The organism is Gaetbulibacter sp. M235 (genome assembly GCF_043876835.1).
Classification (GTDB): Bacteria; Bacteroidota; Bacteroidia; order Flavobacteriales; family Flavobacteriaceae; genus Yeosuana.
Map to the genome: position 1 here is coordinate 115,566 of NZ_JBAWJZ010000007.1, position 16,996 is coordinate 132,561.

The window sequence follows — 16,996 nt, forward strand, 5'->3', positions numbered from 1 at the left end:
TCAGGTATTTATGATTTTGATGCTGTTTTAATAGCTTGTTTAATTCTAATATAAGTACCACATCTACAGATATTTCCACTCATAGTAGCTTCTATATCCTCATCTGAAGGGTGCGGATTATTTTTTAATAATGCAGCAGCACTCATAATCTGGCCACTTTGACAATACCCACATTGTGGTACATCATGTTCAAGCCATGCTTGTTGCAATGGATGTGTAGCATCTTCAGAAAGTCCTTCAATAGTTGTAATATCCATTCCTTCAGCTTGAGATACTTGAAGCAAACAGCTGCGCACAGCGTTACCATTTACATGCACGGTACAAGCACCACATTGCCCGATACCACAGCCATATTTGGTTCCTACCAATTCTATCTGATCTCTTAAAACCCATAATAAAGGAGTGTCCATATCTGCTTCAACAGTATAGGCTTTATTGTTAATTTTTAAATTGAATGTTGGCATTTTTTTTAAATATTTATTAGAAAAATAAGTCTATATGCCTTTGAAATATCGACATTTATATAAAAATAAGGAAAAAAGTGGAGCTAACCTTTGTTTAACAAAGAATTAAGATTTTCTTAAAACAAATTCAAGTGCCCTGTTTTCATTATAATAAATGTTTTTCCTATCAACAAACCCAACATGACCACCATGTTTTGGCATTTCTAAAAATAAATTTGGATTTTGTTTTGCTTCTTTTACCGGATAACACTCATGGGATAAAAAAGAATCATTCAGGGCATTAATTATCAAAGTGGGGGTTTTTATATTTTGGAGAAATTGCAAACAACTGCATTGATTATAATAATCTGCTCCATCTTTAAAACTGTGGGCTTTAGCAGTATACACATTATCAAAATCATACAAAGTTTTTATAGAATTTAGTTCTTCTAAACTTAAAATATCTGAGAATTGTTGTTGTTTAATCCTTAATCTATCTACTAAATGTTTTTTAAATCGGTCATGATATAATCTGTTTTGTAAAGTGTGCAACATTCTTGCTGAACCTTCTAAAGAGCAAGGTACAGATACTGCGACGACTGCTTTTATTTCCTTTGGAACTTCATTGCGTTCACCTAAATATTTTAATACCATATTTCCACCAAGACTAAAACCTTTGATGAAAATTTCATTATAATCTTTATTTTTAAGCAAATAATTTATAACAGCTTCTAAATCTTCGGTAGCACCAGAATGATAGGATCTATATTTTAAATTATCACTACCACTGCAACCCCTAAAATTCACACAAACAGCATCTACTTTATTTTTGTTAAAAAGTTTAGCTGTTGCTGTCATATATGGTCTATGTGCATCTCCTTCCAGACCATGAAGTAAAATGATAATCTTATTTGTTTTTTCTTCCGAATAACTCCAATCTAAATCTAAAAAGTCATCATCTGGTAATGTCATACGCTCTCGCTCTTGCTTAAAACCTTTAACACGTCTTATTAATCCTGAATAGACCGTGGACACATGTCCGTTTTTAAAAAAGAACAGAGGCCTATAAGTATCTTGAATTATTGGCATATTAATGAACCTCTAAAGAAGTAAATTGAAATATTGACCCGTTAAACAAGCCTTTATCACTTAATTTTAATGACGGAATAACCAAAAGGGCCATGAAGGACAACGTCATATAAGGCGCATGCAAATTACTTCCCATTTGTTTTGCCAAAGCATCTAATTCGGCATACATTTTTCCAACAGACTCACCATCTTGGTCACTAATAATACCTGCTACAGGCAACGGAATTATTTTTTCTTCGGAATTTGAAACCGCACAAATACCTCCTTTGCTTTCTATAATTAAATTCACTGCTTTACAAATAGCTTCATCAGACACACCAACAGCTATGATATTATGGGAATCGTGACCCACAGATGACGCGATAGCACCTTCTTTTAGTCCGAAATTTTTAATGAAAGCAATTGCAGGTTTTTGGTTTTGGTAACGATTAACCACCGTCATCTTTAAAATATCTTTATCAATATTTGAGACTAAATTACCATCTACAATTAAACTGTTGGCAACAATTTCATTAGTCACTAATTGCCCTTCTAAAGCTTCTATAACACGAATTTGATTGGTTGATGATTGAAACCTAAAGTCGAATACTTCTTTTTTATCTGTATTAAAATTGTTTAAAAGGTTGAATTTTACAGGTTTGATAAGTGATCGCCCATGATTAAAAACCAATTCACCATTAATATATGTTTGCAGTGTTTTAAAATCAATTAAATCTTCAACAACAATACAATCGGCAAAATCTCCAACTTTTAGTAATCCAACATCAAGATTATAATGCTTTACCGGATTAATGCAAGCTACTTGCAATACCTTAAACACATCTATGTTTTTAGCAACAGCTCTTGCACATAGTTTATTGATATGATTCAGTAACAAATCATCAGGATGTTTATCATCGCTGCAAAACATCATGTTTTCAAAATATTCAGGCAACAAATCAATTAAAGCTTCAAAATTTTTAGCAGCACTTCCTTCACGAATTATTACTTTCATTCCCTTTTGAAGTTTTTCCAAACCTTCTTCATAAGTAAAACATTCATGGTCTGTTGAAATACCAGCGTTGATATATTTAGTTAAGTCATCTCCTCTTAATCCTGGTGCATGACCATCAACTGGTTTGTTATAATGTTTTGCCCAGGCAATTTTTTCCATCACTTCTTCATCATCAAACAAAACACCTGGATAATTCATCATTTCGGTTAAGTACTTTATATCTTTATTTTGAAGTAATTGATTAACAGCATGAGAGTCAATGATAGCTCCAGCCGACTCAAAACTTGTTGCCGGCACACATGAAGGCGCTCCAAAATTGAACTTAAAAGGCACTTTTTTACCATTCTCAATCATAAAGTCAACACCTTCAACCCCAAGCACATTCGCTATTTCATGAGGATCGGACACTGTGGCAACTGTTCCGTGTTTTACGGCCAAACGTGCAAACTCGCTTGGCACTAACATGGAACTTTCTATATGGATATGTGCATCGACAAAACCTGGCAAAATATAGTGATTTACCTCATGTTGCTTTTCTGTAATAGACTTGATCTTCCCATTTTCAAAAGTAATTTCCCCTTTAAAAATGCGTTTGTTTGGTATATCAACAATTTGCCCTTGTAATGTCATTTACTAAATTCTATTTTTAAAATTTGTTGTGTGCTTTCATTGACCTTAAAACGGTTATCCGGTCGCTTACCTATAACCCAAACAATAGCATCTCCAGAAACCAACAACCATGCATTCTCTTTATCTACCAAAGAAAATTTCTCATCTTTAAAGTACTTACTTAATTTCTTTTTCCCTTGCATGCCTAACGGATAAAAGAAATCTCCTTCCTGCCATTTTCTTACCAAAAGCGGAAATTTAAGTTTGTCTTTATCAAGATAAATAATGTTTGAATTTACAGTTTCCATTGTAGAAACCTCTTCAAAATGTAATGTCCCTATTGGTGTTTGGATATTTTTATTGTCTTCAGAAATTAAAACGATTTGTTGATTTTCTTCTGAATTTATATCTGTTAATATTAAAGAGTCCCTGTCTTTTAATAATCTGTGTGTTGAAGAAAACACTTGTTTTCCTGATTGTGCATCCAATAAATTAACAACATCATTCCATTCTGCAAATCCATAATCTTTTAAAAACTCATGAAGATACGCTTTGGGGTTTTTGAGTTTTTTAAATTCTGGGATTTTAAACTTAATTCCCTTTTCATTATTTACATCAACAGCAATTTTGAAAACTTTTTGCAGCCTTTCTTCAACTATATCAGCCGTATCATTTAGATTGCTTAACGTGGTTTGAAAATTTTGTAACAACTGTGGATTAATTTCTTTCAACACAGGAATCACATCATGTCGCAGCTTATTTCGCAAATATTTGGTTGATGCATTACTGCTATCTTCCCGCCATTTTAATTTGTTTTGATTCGCATACATTTCAATAACCTGTCTTGAAAAAGGTAACAAAGGTCTTACTACAGAATTATTGGTTTCTGGTATTCCTGTTAAACCATCAAGCCCAGTTCCTCTTGTTAAATTGATTAAAAATGTTTCTAAATTATCATCGGCATGATGGGCCGTTAAAATATAATCGAACTTTAACTGGGTTGAAAGCTCTTCAAACCAGTCGTAACGCAATTGGCGTGCAGCCATTTGAATAGATAATTTATGTTCCTCAGCATAGGCTTTAGTATCAAAACTTTCAATAAAAACCTCTAAATCCAAATCTTCAGCAAGTTGCATCACAAAGTCTTCATCAGCATCACTCTCATCGCCTCTTAAATTAAAATTGCAATGGGCTAACGCAATATTCAAATTTAGCTGATGACATACATGCGTTAACACCACACTATCCAATCCGCCGGAAATAGCAAGCAAAAGTCTGCTTTTCTTTAAAAAAGAAAGCCGTGTATCAATATGCTTTTGGAATTGTTCAATCATCTTTCAAATATACAACTTTGAATAATGAAATTTATATCAAGTTGTTAATATAAAATGACATAAATCATGCGTTTTATATTAAAAATGAAGTATCTTATATGTGTAAATTTTAAATACTATAATTATGTGTTCAATAGATAAAATTAACGACAAGGCTACCAAAACCGCATTTGATAAACGCGTTATTTCTGCAACAGATCAAATTCATCCATATGTAAAGCACAGGTTATACATCGCAGAATCTATGCGTATTTTGCCAAAAAACATGTATTCTTCAAATGGAATTATTGACGAAAGTATTGCTGAATTTTATGAAAAAGGGTATGATATTGACAGTGACATTTCAACAATAAAAATTAAATTGTTTAAGATTGTGTGTTCAACATTAGATGCGCTATATAAAAAAGAAGCTTTTCATAAAAACACATTAAGCACCAGTGATATTTTAGAGGAAGAACTAGATGATTTAGAAGAAACTTACACAATAGATGGTGACTGGGATTTTATTATGAATGAAGAATTAAATGATATTTCATATAAACAAGACCACAAACACAAACACTTATTTTTATATGATGATAATGACAATTCCGTTTTAAATGCTTTAGAGCTAGAAGATTTATCTTCAAATAAATCGAGTCAGCTTTTAGGCAGCCTTTATAGTTGGTTACCTTTAAATGTGTCAAGCATTATAGACTTATTGGTATTTGGAAAATTAACTTTTGAAGAAATTGCAAAAGTTAAAAACATGGAACTAAAACGTGTTGAACATATTTATGAAGAAGTAAAAAACAAGTTTAAGGACCATTTGGACTAGCTTTCTAAAACCTCGCGCATGGCTTTTGCTTTTATAAGGCATTCTTCATATTCTTTAAGCGGATCGCTTTTTGCCGTTATGGCACCGCCAACAGAATAGGATACGTATTTATTGGTTTCATTGTATAAAATGCTTCTAATAATCACATTAAAATCGAAATCGCCTTCTGGTGAAAAATAACCAACAGCGCCTGAGTATAAGCCTCTTTTTGTTTCTTCAAGAGTTTCAATAATTTTCATTGCTGAAATTTTTGGAGCGCCTGTCATGCTTCCCATTGGAAATGTGCTTTTAATCACATCAACAGGATGCACTGTTTCGTCTATTTGGGATATTACCGTTGAAATCATTTGATGCACCTGTTTAAACGTATAAACCTTACATAATTCTTCAACCATCACACTACCTCTTACAGCTGTTTTAGACAAATCATTACGCATTAAATCCAGGATCATAATGTTTTCACTTCGCTCCTTTTCATCGTTCAATAAAGCCAATTTTAGCTGTTCATCTTCTTCCGGATCCTCCGAGCGTTTTGCGGTTCCTTTTATGGGTTGAGAAATTATATTGTTATCAACTTTCCTTAAATAACGTTCTGGAGATGATGACAACAAATACAAATCATTCAACTTAAAAAAAGTAGCAAACGGTGATTTAGATATATCATTTAGTTTGAAATATGTTTCTAAAGGATTGATTTCTGTATCTTCTGCATAAAACTCCTGACAAAAATTAGCTTCATAAATATCTCCTCGGTGTATATGCTCTAAAATATTGTTGACTTTTTCAAAATACTCATCTTTATGAATACGGAGTTTTATTTTTATTGGCTCTTCAATATCCTTATCAGATTTAAAAGAGATTTGTTCAATCTCCTTTATATCAACTTCAATTTCAGAATCAAATTCTTTTAAATATTGAAAAACAACAGTGTTTCCCTTAAATAAAAACAACTTTTTAGGTTGAAAAAAATACATTTCAGGAAATTGCAATCCATCAAAGTTGTTCGACTCTAAGTTTTCAACATCATTTTTTAAGTCATACGTTAAAAATCCAAAAATCCAGTCGCTACAATTAGACTGATAATGTTTTAGGGTATTAAAAGCGTGGTGATAATCTGTTTGAATACTATTAACGGCATCAACAGCTAAAATAGCATCATAGCTGGAATACATCTGGTTATAATTATTGGAATCTAACCAAACTACCTCATGAAATTGCTGACTCCAAACCAGCACATTTTGCTTAAACAGTTCTTGATTATCAACATTATGTATAAACTTTGTTCTCAAACATCAAAATTATAGGGTAAAGTTAGTTAGATTCCTTAAAAAATTACAAATTTTGTATGTTAGTTTTAATATAGCATCCATGTACACTTTAGAAAACAATAAACTTAAAATAGCAGTAAAAAAAATTGGCGCAGAACTATGCCAAATATCATCAGTACAAAACATCAACGAATTTATGTGGGATGCCAACCCAACTGTCTGGGGTAACCATGCCCCTAACCTGTTCCCAATAATTGGTGCATTAAAAAATAACACTTATCGTTTTGAAAACAAAGAGTATAAACTCTCAAAACACGGTTTTATAAGAAATAACCCTGATGTTGTTTTACACGAACAAACCTCAGATAGTTTAACTTTTAAGCTTGGATATAATGAGAAAACCCTTAAATCATATCCGTTTAAGTTTGAATTTTTTATGACTTATAAACTTATAGATAATACCATTGAAGTCACTCATACCATTAAAAACTGTGATGAACAAACCATGTATTTTTCAGTGGGTGGTCATCCTGCTTTTAAATGCCCTGTTTACCAAAACGAAACTTATGATGATTATTCTTTAGAGTTTGAATGTGAGGAAAACTCGGTAAGACATCGAATCAACATGGAAAACGGTTTAATTTCTTCCAAAACAGAATCTGTTTTTAATAATTCCAACCTTATAAAACTTAAACATGAATTGTTTAATGAAGATGCCCTTGTTTTTAAAGATTTAAAATCAAGAAAAGTCACATTAAAAAGCAATACCTATGGTGCTATTTTAACGGTTAAATTTAAAGAATTTCCTTTTTTGGGTATTTGGGCAAAACCTGCCGGCAACTATGTTTGTATTGAACCCTGGCTTGGTATTGCAGATCATGAAGACACAAGTCAGGATTTTAAAACCAAAGAAGGTATTCTATCATTAAAGGCCAACGAAACCTTTACAGCGACTTATAGTATTGAAATTCACAACAATCATCTGGTTTAAATACGAATAATAACCTTAACTTTGTCGGCTAAATTACAGCTGTGACCTTTCAAGATTTAAATTTAAATACCCTTTTATATAACGCCTTAGATGATTTAGGGTTTACAACCCCAACACCTATTCAGGCAGAAGCTTTTAATGTAGTTAACTCTGGTAAAGATATGGTTGGGATTGCCCAAACCGGTACCGGAAAGACATTTGCTTACATGCTTCCTATACTTAAAAATTTTAAATTTTCAACACAAGAAACACCTCGTATTTTAGTTTTAGTACCAACTCGTGAACTGGTTGTGCAAGTTGTTGAAGAAATTGGAAAACTGGCGAAATATATTAATGTTCGTGTTTTAGGAGTTTATGGCGGCACCAACATCAATACTCAAAAGCAAGCCATTGCAGACGGATTAGATATTTTAGTAGCAACTCCTGGCAGATTTTATGATTTAGCTTTAAGCAGGGTTTTACAGCTTAAAACCATTCAGCGCTTGGTTATTGATGAAGTAGATGTGATGTTGGATTTAGGTTTCAGACATCAGCTTATCAATATCTTCGACATCTTACCAGAACGCCGTCAAAACATTATGTTTTCGGCAACCATGACGCACGATGTTGATGAAATGATTTCTGAATTTTTTAAAAATCCTGAACGCGTTTCTATCGCTGTCTCCGGAACACCCTTAGATAATATTTCACAACAACGCTACACCGTTACAAATTTTTACACCAAAGTTAATTTACTGACTCACTTACTGAAAGATGAAGATGAATTCAATAAAGTATTGATTTTTGTAGGTTACAAAAAACTGGCCGATTTACTGTTTGAAAAACTAGAAGAAACCTTTCACGATGCATGTTGTGTCATCCATTCCAACAAAACACAAAATTACAGGCTTAGAAGTATTGAACAATTCAGAAATGGTGTAAACCGTATTTTAGTGGCTACCGATGTTATGGCGCGTGGTTTGGATATTGATAACATTAGCCATGTCATAAACTTTGACACGCCAGATTTTCCTGAAAACTACATGCACAGAATTGGAAGAACAGGTCGTGCAGAACGCGAAGGTAAGTCTATTTTGTTTTCAACAGAAAGTGAACTTGAATCTTTAGAAAAGATTGAAGCTTTAATGAATATGACGATTCCTTTTATGGAATTTCCTGAAGATGTTGACATATCAGACGAATTGATTGAAGAAGAACGCCCACAAATTAAAGAGCGCAATAATCCTATAAAAAAGGATGATGCCATTGGCCCTGCATTTCATGAAAAGAAAGACAAAAACAAGAAAGAAAATTTAGGAGGTTCTTACAAATTTAAAATTGCTGAAAAGTATAAAAAGCCTAAAACTCGGGGCGATAAAAATTATAATAAGCGAAACAAAAAGAAATAGAGATTAAACGAATTTAGCAGCAAGCCAAGTATAAACAGTTATTTTAATGTTGTGCTTTCGTTATTTATTGAATCTTTGGTTCAATTTTTAGAGCCTACTTGGATTCGTTTTTCGATTTGCTCAATGTTATAATACGAACACCTGGTAACCGTTTTCAACCAAATCCGTAGTCGCTGTAAATCGTGACACAGCCATTCTAACTCCCAGATAAATGTCCTCAGGAAGAAGGTCTTGCTTCATCATTGATTGACCGCATACGATTACTTGAATGCCGTTTCTAAAAAATTCCTCCAGCAGTTCACCGTTTGGATTCACCAAGGTACTGTTTGGATCCTCTTTGTCAAACCGTTTGCCATAGCTTAGGTTGGCTAGCACCATTGAGGTAGCGCCAGCATAAATCACAATGGCCATTTGAATATTTTCTTTGGGGATTCCGGCGTAACGATGGAGATTATACATTCTTGCAACATAATCCAGTATATCGGCCGCCTTGGTTTTGTCCTCCACCCTATTCCCCAACTCTATCACAAATTTGTATTGTTTGGAGGGATCAGGTTTTTCTACCTCAAAAGGAATCGCGTTTACACCGCCATATCCCTGAATGGCTGGAAATACCATATCTTGAGCATGAGAAACAGCACTTGATAAAATTATCAGAAAGAGAAGAATAACAGGTTTTTTCATGGAACAAATAATTATTAGTTGGTTATTATAAAGAACATTGGCTTGGTTATGATTTCGGTTTGGAAACCGTAACTGGTTAAAGATAGCATTTTTTTTGTATAATATTTTGCAAGCAATGTCAAGAGCAAAGCGAATTGGCAAAATCAAATCGAAGATTCGACGAAGTCAAACCTTTGGGTTCAGTGTAGCTAATTATGGACAATGTTGTGTTTTCGTTTCATTAATTCATAAAAATTAGGATGGAATACCAATCAATCTAAAATCTTATTTCCTTTTCTATCTTGATAAGAAGTTCGCGGGTGATTGAAAGAATATCGCCATACGTACGATGAACGTTTCTATGGGCAGTAAATAAATTGCGGTACGCAATAAAGAGTTCCTTATTTTGAAAAAATTCTTCCAGACTGGATTGAAACGGGACTCTTTCTAAATCAGGTGGAGTTAGGTATAAGCCAAGTTCATAACTTTCTCGTTGGGTTACTTTCTCTAAGTTCTCACTATAATAATTTTGATATTCTTCTAATGACGCAAAGGTATTGGGAAAATTTTGATTCGCTCTTTCTACTCCTTTTCGGTAATAGGTTTCCTCATACCGGCTAATATCTTTAAGCATATAGTCAACTTTTTCCAAATAAGAGGTTAGCTCATTTTTAATACTGTCTGAGCTTATAATATCTATATTTCCTGAATTGATAAGCGACCTTAAAGTCCCTAGAACAGGACTATAGATTCTACTGCTCAGAGGGAGACGTATTGATCTTTCAATGCTATCATTTGGAACCTCTTTTTTCCAGAATGCTCTTTCCACTACTGCACAAGCCTTAGCCCTATCCAAATAAAAGGTCTTAATCTCTTGAAGTTCGGTTTCTGATGTTTTTAAATCGGTTTGAAGCTGCTTAAGAATGGTGGTCTCAGCTTTGTTTCTGTTGCGTTCGTTGTTCCATTCATTAGCCTGTAGTGCAATCAAAATACCTATAACAACAAGAATAATTTCTCCAATTGCATATTTTAGGTAATGGATAGTTTTGTTTTGCTCAATACTATTTTGTCTGATTTTCCGAAAGAATTTTATCATTGGTCAGTAATTGGTTACGATTCCCCATAGTTGGCTAAAGATAGCATTTTTTGGTTTTGGTTGGTTGTGAGCAATGGATTATAACCGATGTTGTGCTTTCGTTATTTTTTTTCATTATTATTATCTAAAATTTTAATAAGTTCAATTGACCTTTTTTGCCCTTCTTTTAGTAATCTTAAATAATAATCGGTAATAGAGGAATACATTATTGCCCTATTCCCTAATTCAATGATTAATTGTTTGTTTGTAGTATTTAATTTTGCCGTCTTATAAAAAAGATCTTTATCAAAATTTTCGCCATTTTTTGGTTTGTACTTAAAATTAAAAACTGGAATTCCACTTTCAATTAAATTATTAAGAGCATTTTCGTACCACACTTGTTGATTGGTTAGTTTCTCAAAATAACCTTCATATTCTATAATCGCATCCACGATGGATTTATCAGTTATTAACCCAATATTACCAGTATTTTTTAATTGTGCTAGGGTTCTATCTGTATAAGTAACAAAAACGGGATGTTTATATGCTTTATTATTTTGCATAATAAGCTCTGGGTCTTTTCCCTCTTTCTCATTATAGTTAAAGCACATTGAGGCAAGTGAATCCAGAATTTTAATGCGCTCTTCATTAACGATGATTGCATTATTGAAATTTGATAAATCAGTTTTTGCATCTTCAATCAATGAAACGATATATTGCTTTTCACTTTTGCGTTCCGATTTTTTTTGATTCCAATTATTTAAACTCAATGCTATTAAAATCCCTATAACTACAAGTACAATTTCGCCAATTGCATAAGTCAGATATTTTCCGAACTTATTTTCAGTTAAAGTTTTTTGTCTAATTTTTCTATAGAATTTTATCATTGGTTAGCGGTTTGTCATAATGAAGCACAACGTATTTACATAAGATTAGTGCCGTTTCACTCGTTTCTGAAGGAAAAATCAGAAGCTAGCAAAACGGCACTAACCTTTGATTAACCACTAAACTAAGCATTATTTTCATACGGTGTTGTATGCTGGCTTTATTTAATAATTCATGAGATTATTATATTCAAATTCATAGTTTAATAAATCCTTCAATTTTTGGCTACTCACTATTTTATAACTATTGTCAGATTGTTCGTCAAATGTGATATCCGTTCTCCCTAACTTTTTAAATTCTTTTAGATAAAATTCCATTCTCATTGGGTGACTATCCGAACAGGCATTTAAAATTTCATTCCAAATATCTTTCATTATTATTTGTTCAATGATTCGAATGCAATCATCACGATGTATTAAGTTTATATAGCCTTTTGGATTATTCAACTTATTACCAGGTTTAATAAAATTACCTGGTTGTCTGTCATAACCAAACAGGCCTCCAAATCTTATTATTGTTGTCTTAAAAAAGGCATTTGATTTAAATAATCGCTCAATATCTGAAAGATGCGTATTTTTTGTTGGTGTTTCTTTAGTAACTATTCCGTTGGTGTCTGGATAAACTGATGTTGAACTAATGAACACTATTTTGCGTATTTCTGATTTTTCAATTTTAGATATCAAATTTTTAAAGTCTTCAATATTTTTTGAAGGAATAGCTATGACTAAAACATCAGAGAATAAAAAGTCTGAAATATCAATATTCTTATTGCCAATGTCAATTACAAATGGTTTGATTCCATTTGATTCAAGCTTACTTAATCTGTTTTGAGATGTGGTAGAACCATTAATTCTATGCCCTTTCTTGATCAACTCAAGTGCTAAAGCCATTCCAAGCCAACCACATCCTAATATGCTAATTCTTTGATTCAATATAATGTCATTTTTACTCGAATACAACAGTTTTGTGAATGGCTTGTTTCGGGAAATCAGCTATGGTTTTCCGCCGTGGACGAAAGATAGTAAAAGTGCAGGATTTTTCGAAGCAGTGAATTATACAAATTGTTGTACTTAGTATTTATTTGATTTTTTTAAATTTTTAAATTGCTTGACCATTTTTCCAAAATTTTTGTCTTTTTTGCGTTTTTCAGCAACAGTTGATTCAAAATGTTCTTTTTCTTGTTTCATTTTCAGATAATTTTCATAGAACAATTTATCTACTTTTTCATTTTCAACAGCTGCCATAACAGCACAATCAATTTCTATTGTATGGGTACAATCTTTAAATCTACAGTTTTTAGATAGCTCAACTATTTCTTCAAATGTTTTTTCCAATCCTCCAACTGAATCTGCGATACCCACTTCTCTCATTCCGGGATTGTCAATTATAATTCCACCATTTTCAAGAACTATTAATTCTCGGTGGCTTGTAATGTGCCGTCCTTTATTCGTATTTGCGCTAATCGTATTGGTTTTCATCTGTTGTTTACCCGAAAGATTGTTTAGAAGGCTTGATTTTCCTACTCCTGATGAGCCTAATAAACAATAGGTTTTGCCCTTTACTATATACTCTTTGAGTTTTTCAAATCCTTTTTGAGACTCATTGCTTATGGGAATTATCGGTACTTGTTTTATCCTTTCTTGAACTTTACTAACCAACTCTGATAATTCGCTATCATTTATCAAATCAATTTTATTGAGAACGATAATCGGTTTTACATTCGATACATTGCAAATGGTCAAATATCTTTCAATTCTGTTAATGTTAAAATCCCTGTCAACAGCTTGAACAATGAAGGCATAATCAATATTTGTTGCAATAATTTGCTTTTCACCTTGTTTTCCAACGGCTTGTCTTTCAATAATTGTTTTTCTTGGGAAGACAGAATGAATAAGTACTTTATTGTCGTCATATTCATAAATTGTAACCCAATCACCAACAGCAGGGAAATCTTCACGCGTATTTGCAGTATATCTTAAGTTTCCTGTAATTTCTGCATCAAATTCCCCTTTTTCAGTTTTAACAATATATCTTTCCTTGTGCTCTGAAATAATTCTTCCGATTTCAAAGTCTAATAGATTATGTTGAATTCTTAGTTTTTCTATTTTGTCGTTATATCCTAAATGTTCTAATTTCATATTCTGTGTGTTTTAAAATATTGTAAACACTTGCGATATTCATAATTAATTTAAATACAAAAGCGTTCACAATTGATGTGTTTATTTGTAAAATGTAAATAAGAAGAAATGCTTCATATTCTTACCTGAAGAAAAGAACGTAGATAGTCAAAGAAATTGACTATCTATTTTACAATATCCGAATATGATATTACAGATGTAATAGACATGAAATTTAATTAGAGTACAAAATTAAAAAATTTCCCTTATAAAGTTCAAATAAAGAGTGTGTTTTTGTATTAAGTACAACGTTTATGTTATATGGAAAGTTGCGTGTTTGTGTACGAGGATTTTCAGTAGGAAAATCAGAAGCTAGCAAACGAGCAACTAACATTGGTTTAGGGTAAAACAAGCAATTATTTTTACACGGTATTACCCAACGTTTTTTTAATTAAAGAAATAACCTATTGATAAACTAATTACAGAATTTTTAACTCTTTCATTTTTAAAGACCTTTGTCATACCATATGAATATCTTGATTGTAGAATTAAGGCATTACTTAATTTATAACTAAAACCACCATTCAATGCGAATTCTATTGAATTAGTATTGCTGAATTTAACTTCTTTCCCGTTATCACTAATTGAATTGCCTATTATTCCTTTACTATTGAGTAAAAAACCTATTTGGGGTCCAAAATCAATACTCAATTTATTTAAGAATGAAAATTTTACTTGTATTGGTATATCTAAATAGTGGAGTTCTGTATCTAATGAAATATTTGTTGATGATTTAGTGTTTTCAGGATAGAAAACTCCTCCTTTTTTATTGTACAATAATTCAGTATACAATGAAAGTGAATTGTTCAATTCTAATTCAAATATTCCTCCAATATTTAATCCTTGATTACTTGTTGTAGTGCCAAATTGAGTATGTAAACCTGAAAGATTCACCCCTCCTTTAACACCAATTCTAATTTCATTTTGGGCAATGGAATTCATTGATATTAGTAATGAAAATGCTAAAATTATTTTTTTTAAGTTCATAAGTTTGTGTTTTGTCAAATGTTTGCCAACGTATTTGTATAAGAATAGTGGTGTGTTTAAGCACCTAATTTAGCAAATACAAACCGAATAGACACGAGCAACGCAAACTGGCTGAAAGCAAAATCCGCGAGGATTTTCCGAGTAGGCAAGAGCAAGCAATTATTTTTACACGGTGTTGCCACCAGTACTTTCTCCGCTAAAAGTATTGCGACAAATAATCAATTCTTTCTTGATTTTTGATTATTTCGTGATACCAAGCGGGCGGTTGATAATCTACCCAATAGCCATCTTCTTTTTCAGATTTGGCTTGTCTAATTCGTGCTTTTTCAATTATATCGAGTGAACTTTTGCTGGGGTTCTTTAATAATTCGATCGATTTTATTTCGTTCATTTTTATTTTTACTTTTTCACTTTCATTATTTTCTTTATAGGCAAGAAATAGATCCAATGGAATGTTTTTATACATAACCATTTCTTCTAAAAGCCTATATTTTTCAATGTCAGTTTTAGTAACAGTTAATATTTTCTTTTCTTCGTCATATTTAGTTTTTGGTTGTTCGTAAAATCTCTTACTGATGTTTTCGACATAATACAATTTCGCAGTTCCCTTGCGATAGGAAGCATAACTATCGGGATTTGAAAGATTAAACTTAAAATCATAAAGAATTAATTGTTTTGTTCCATTGTCGTGAACTAAACAAAATCCGTTTGGTCTGTATTTGTACTCATATCCTCCACTTCCAAATGTTATAAATCCTTCGATAGTTTTTCCGTCGTTTAATGTGACCTTACAAACAGCTTGAATTTCGGGTAATCCAAGGTCAAGTTGAATTGGTTTAGCAGATGTAAAAATTATTAAGATAAAAGCTAATAATATTATCATTTTTCGTATTAGTGGCAACGTTTATATTTATATGGAAAGTTGCGTGTTTGCGTGCGAGGATTTTCCGAGTAGGCGAGAACAAGCAATTACTTATAGCCATTGTTGTAGGTAGTTTTTTACAGTCCATATCCAATTCCGAATTTCATAATATTAATATTCGTATTGTAACTCATATCTGGAACTCCATTTTCAACTCCGATTTTTACAAAATCATATTGTGCTTGTAAAAAGAATTTTTCAGATATATCATATGCAATTCCTAAATTAAAATTAAATCCACTTTCGCTATCATCAATGTCAGCAGGCAATTCAGCATCTCGATTGTCCGCCCATTCTGCATTATAAATAAGTATTGAATATCCAATTCCGATTTGAGGATGAAGTTTTTCTAAATTCGGAATATTAAACTCTGCAAATAAGCGAGGTTGAATAGGAATAATTTTAACGTCAAACAGTTGATTCAGGTCGGTTGCACCTGATTTAGTGTTTTTAAAGAATCCAAAATTCGCGGACACTCCTAAATTCAGCACTTCTTTTTGTAGAAATCTATAGTTGATTCCCAAGTCAATAATTCCGTTATAGTTTTCTCCCAAAAAATTATCTCCAATAGCGATTGGGAAATTAGCCTCAATGTCAAATTTAGATTCTTGGGCGTTTAAATTTAGAGCTAAAAATAAAGTTAAAATCCAATAAAGTTTTGATTTCATAAGTTAAGTCAAGTTTTGTTTATATTTAATTTCAGTTTTTTGGGCAAATTATTGCCAACGTTTGGTATATGGAAAGTTGCGTGTTTGTGTGCAAGGATTTTCCGAAGGAAAATCAGAAGCTAGCAAACAAAGCAACTAACATAGGTTTAGTATAAAACTAGCAATTTTTTATATACTGTGTTGTAGTGCGTTTTTATTTAATCATTTTTTTAAGTTTTTCTGAATACTTTTCAGAGTCGACGAAATCAATGAAGTGTCCATAAATAGGGCTAATCCATTTTTTCTTTTTATTGCTCAAAACAACAATCATATTGAATGTTTTATTGTAATCCACTTTGTCAATGTCAGTCCAATAAATTTCTTTTTTTGTCCCAATCTCGTTTTTTATAATCATTGATTTATCTCCGATAATAATTCTATACTTGTAATAATGTATGGTCAGGTAAAGTCCGATTGAGAGAAAAGCAATAAACATTAGAATAACACTCAAAAGTCCGCCGTTTTCATATTCCTTAAGCACAAAAAACAGAACATAGATTAATAACAAGGAAATTGCAAAACAAAAAAGTCCGAAGAAGAGAATCAATTTTCCAGGTTTTAAATCCATTCAGATAGGTTTTTTTAAATGCACTACAACTTAGTTGTATGAGTTATTGAACAACGTATACAATTCTAAAATGGATGGA

Annotated in this window: 17 protein-coding genes; 3 read left to right on the forward strand and 14 right to left on the reverse strand. The window is 32.1% G+C overall.

The annotated features are described in order from the left end of the window. Positions 1-8: 8 nt before the first annotated feature. The 4 genes from V8G69_RS12280 to tilS all read right to left on the reverse strand — a co-directional run bounded on the left by V8G69_RS12280 (position 9) and on the right by tilS (position 4,469). Positions 9-464, reverse strand: a complete 456-nt coding sequence (locus V8G69_RS12280; protein ID WP_394882289.1) for a (2Fe-2S)-binding protein — start codon at positions 462-464, stop codon at positions 9-11. A 105-nt stretch (positions 465-569) separates the two neighbouring features. Then, on the reverse strand, positions 570-1,532 hold the full coding sequence (locus tag V8G69_RS12285; protein WP_394882290.1) for a YheT family hydrolase: 963 nt from the start codon (positions 1,530-1,532) through the stop codon (positions 570-572). 1 nt (position 1,533) lies between these two features. Continuing rightward, complete coding sequence (gene ade, locus V8G69_RS12290) at positions 1,534-3,156, reverse strand: adenine deaminase (protein ID WP_394882291.1); 1,623 nt, start codon at positions 3,154-3,156, stop codon at positions 1,534-1,536. Next, complete coding sequence (gene tilS / locus V8G69_RS12295; protein WP_394882292.1) at positions 3,153-4,469, reverse strand: tRNA lysidine(34) synthetase TilS; 1,317 nt, start codon at positions 4,467-4,469, stop codon at positions 3,153-3,155. Before tilS ends, ade begins: the two co-directional genes overlap by 4 nt. A 124-nt stretch (positions 4,470-4,593) precedes the next feature. Here tilS and V8G69_RS12300 point away from each other — a divergent pair, with 124 nt between their 5' ends. Beyond that, positions 4,594-5,286 carry a hypothetical protein gene (locus V8G69_RS12300; protein WP_394882293.1) on the forward strand — a complete coding sequence of 231 codons (693 nt, stop codon included), beginning with the start codon at positions 4,594-4,596 and terminating at the stop codon, positions 5,284-5,286. On the opposite strand, the gene V8G69_RS12305 is transcribed toward V8G69_RS12300, so the two are convergent. Then, positions 5,283-6,575 carry an anthranilate synthase component I family protein gene (locus V8G69_RS12305; RefSeq protein ID WP_394882294.1) on the reverse strand — a complete coding sequence of 431 codons (1,293 nt, stop codon included), beginning with the start codon at positions 6,573-6,575 and terminating at the stop codon, positions 5,283-5,285. The genes V8G69_RS12300 and V8G69_RS12305 overlap by 4 nt on opposite strands. Before the next feature lie 79 nt (positions 6,576-6,654). Here V8G69_RS12305 and V8G69_RS12310 point away from each other — a divergent pair, with 79 nt between their 5' ends. After that, positions 6,655-7,545 carry an aldose 1-epimerase family protein gene (locus V8G69_RS12310; RefSeq protein ID WP_394882295.1) on the forward strand — a complete coding sequence of 297 codons (891 nt, stop codon included), beginning with the start codon at positions 6,655-6,657 and terminating at the stop codon, positions 7,543-7,545. A 41-nt stretch (positions 7,546-7,586) separates the two neighbouring features. Continuing rightward, on the forward strand, positions 7,587-8,933 hold the full coding sequence (locus tag V8G69_RS12315; RefSeq protein ID WP_394882296.1) for a DEAD/DEAH box helicase: 1,347 nt from the start codon (positions 7,587-7,589) through the stop codon (positions 8,931-8,933). A 126-nt stretch (positions 8,934-9,059) separates the two neighbouring features. On the opposite strand, the gene V8G69_RS12320 is transcribed toward V8G69_RS12315, so the two are convergent. From V8G69_RS12320 to V8G69_RS12360, 9 genes are all read right to left on the reverse strand, one after another. After that, positions 9,060-9,617, reverse strand: a complete 558-nt coding sequence (locus V8G69_RS12320) for a DsrE family protein (protein ID WP_394882297.1) — start codon at positions 9,615-9,617, stop codon at positions 9,060-9,062. 256 nt (positions 9,618-9,873) lie between these two features. Further along, positions 9,874-10,692 carry a DUF6090 family protein gene (locus tag V8G69_RS12325; protein WP_394882298.1) on the reverse strand — a complete coding sequence of 273 codons (819 nt, stop codon included), beginning with the start codon at positions 10,690-10,692 and terminating at the stop codon, positions 9,874-9,876. A 101-nt stretch (positions 10,693-10,793) separates the two neighbouring features. Continuing rightward, the gene (locus V8G69_RS12330) at positions 10,794-11,558 is read right to left on the reverse strand and encodes a DUF6090 family protein (protein WP_394882299.1); all 765 of its coding nucleotides are present in this window, start codon (positions 11,556-11,558) and stop codon (positions 10,794-10,796) included. 162 nt (positions 11,559-11,720) lie between these two features. Continuing rightward, positions 11,721-12,488, reverse strand: a complete 768-nt coding sequence (locus tag V8G69_RS12335) for an NAD(P)-binding domain-containing protein (RefSeq protein WP_394882301.1) — start codon at positions 12,486-12,488, stop codon at positions 11,721-11,723. A 138-nt stretch (positions 12,489-12,626) separates the two neighbouring features. After that, a complete protein-coding gene (gene rsgA / locus V8G69_RS12340) occupies positions 12,627-13,694 on the reverse strand; it encodes a ribosome small subunit-dependent GTPase A (RefSeq protein ID WP_394882302.1) in 1,068 nt (355 codons plus the stop codon). A 426-nt stretch (positions 13,695-14,120) separates the two neighbouring features. After that, complete coding sequence (locus V8G69_RS12345) at positions 14,121-14,720, reverse strand: porin family protein (RefSeq protein WP_394882303.1); 600 nt, start codon at positions 14,718-14,720, stop codon at positions 14,121-14,123. 196 nt (positions 14,721-14,916) lie between these two features. After that, positions 14,917-15,603 (reverse strand): hypothetical protein, encoded by a 687-nt coding sequence (locus tag V8G69_RS12350; RefSeq protein ID WP_394882304.1) that lies wholly within the window; start codon positions 15,601-15,603, stop codon positions 14,917-14,919. A 116-nt stretch (positions 15,604-15,719) separates the two neighbouring features. Beyond that, entirely contained in the window at positions 15,720-16,310 is a 591-nt protein-coding gene (locus V8G69_RS12355) for an outer membrane beta-barrel protein (protein ID WP_394882305.1), read from the reverse strand. A gap of 193 nt (positions 16,311-16,503) precedes the next feature. Further along, positions 16,504-16,917: a hypothetical protein gene (locus V8G69_RS12360; protein WP_394882306.1), complete on the reverse strand. Its 414-nt coding sequence runs from the start codon at positions 16,915-16,917 to the stop codon at positions 16,504-16,506. Positions 16,918-16,996: the final 79 nt, after the last annotated feature.

Excerpts from the sequence above, each read along its gene's own strand:
- rsgA (WP_394882302.1), bottom strand. The coding sequence starts at position 13,694 with ATGAAATTAGAACATTTAGGATATAACGACAAAATAGAAAAACTAAGA.
- tilS (WP_394882292.1), bottom strand. The coding sequence starts at position 4,469 with ATGATTGAACAATTCCAAAAGCATATTGATACACGGCTTTCTTTTTTA.
- V8G69_RS12355 (WP_394882305.1), bottom strand. The coding sequence starts at position 16,310 with ATGAAATCAAAACTTTATTGGATTTTAACTTTATTTTTAGCTCTAAAT.
- V8G69_RS12285 (WP_394882290.1), bottom strand. The coding sequence starts at position 1,532 with ATGCCAATAATTCAAGATACTTATAGGCCTCTGTTCTTTTTTAAAAAC.
- V8G69_RS12345 (WP_394882303.1), bottom strand. The coding sequence starts at position 14,720 with ATGAACTTAAAAAAAATAATTTTAGCATTTTCATTACTAATATCAATG.
- ade (WP_394882291.1), bottom strand. The coding sequence starts at position 3,156 with ATGACATTACAAGGGCAAATTGTTGATATACCAAACAAACGCATTTTT.
- V8G69_RS12310 (WP_394882295.1), top strand. The coding sequence starts at position 6,655 with ATGTACACTTTAGAAAACAATAAACTTAAAATAGCAGTAAAAAAAATT.
- V8G69_RS12300 (WP_394882293.1), top strand. The coding sequence starts at position 4,594 with ATGTGTTCAATAGATAAAATTAACGACAAGGCTACCAAAACCGCATTT.
- V8G69_RS12325 (WP_394882298.1), bottom strand. The coding sequence starts at position 10,692 with ATGATAAAATTCTTTCGGAAAATCAGACAAAATAGTATTGAGCAAAAC.
- V8G69_RS12330 (WP_394882299.1), bottom strand. The coding sequence starts at position 11,558 with ATGATAAAATTCTATAGAAAAATTAGACAAAAAACTTTAACTGAAAAT.
- V8G69_RS12320 (WP_394882297.1), bottom strand. The coding sequence starts at position 9,617 with ATGAAAAAACCTGTTATTCTTCTCTTTCTGATAATTTTATCAAGTGCT.
- V8G69_RS12350 (WP_394882304.1), bottom strand. The coding sequence starts at position 15,603 with ATGATAATATTATTAGCTTTTATCTTAATAATTTTTACATCTGCTAAA.
- V8G69_RS12360 (WP_394882306.1), bottom strand. The coding sequence starts at position 16,917 with ATGGATTTAAAACCTGGAAAATTGATTCTCTTCTTCGGACTTTTTTGT.
- V8G69_RS12280 (WP_394882289.1), bottom strand. The coding sequence starts at position 464 with ATGCCAACATTCAATTTAAAAATTAACAATAAAGCCTATACTGTTGAA.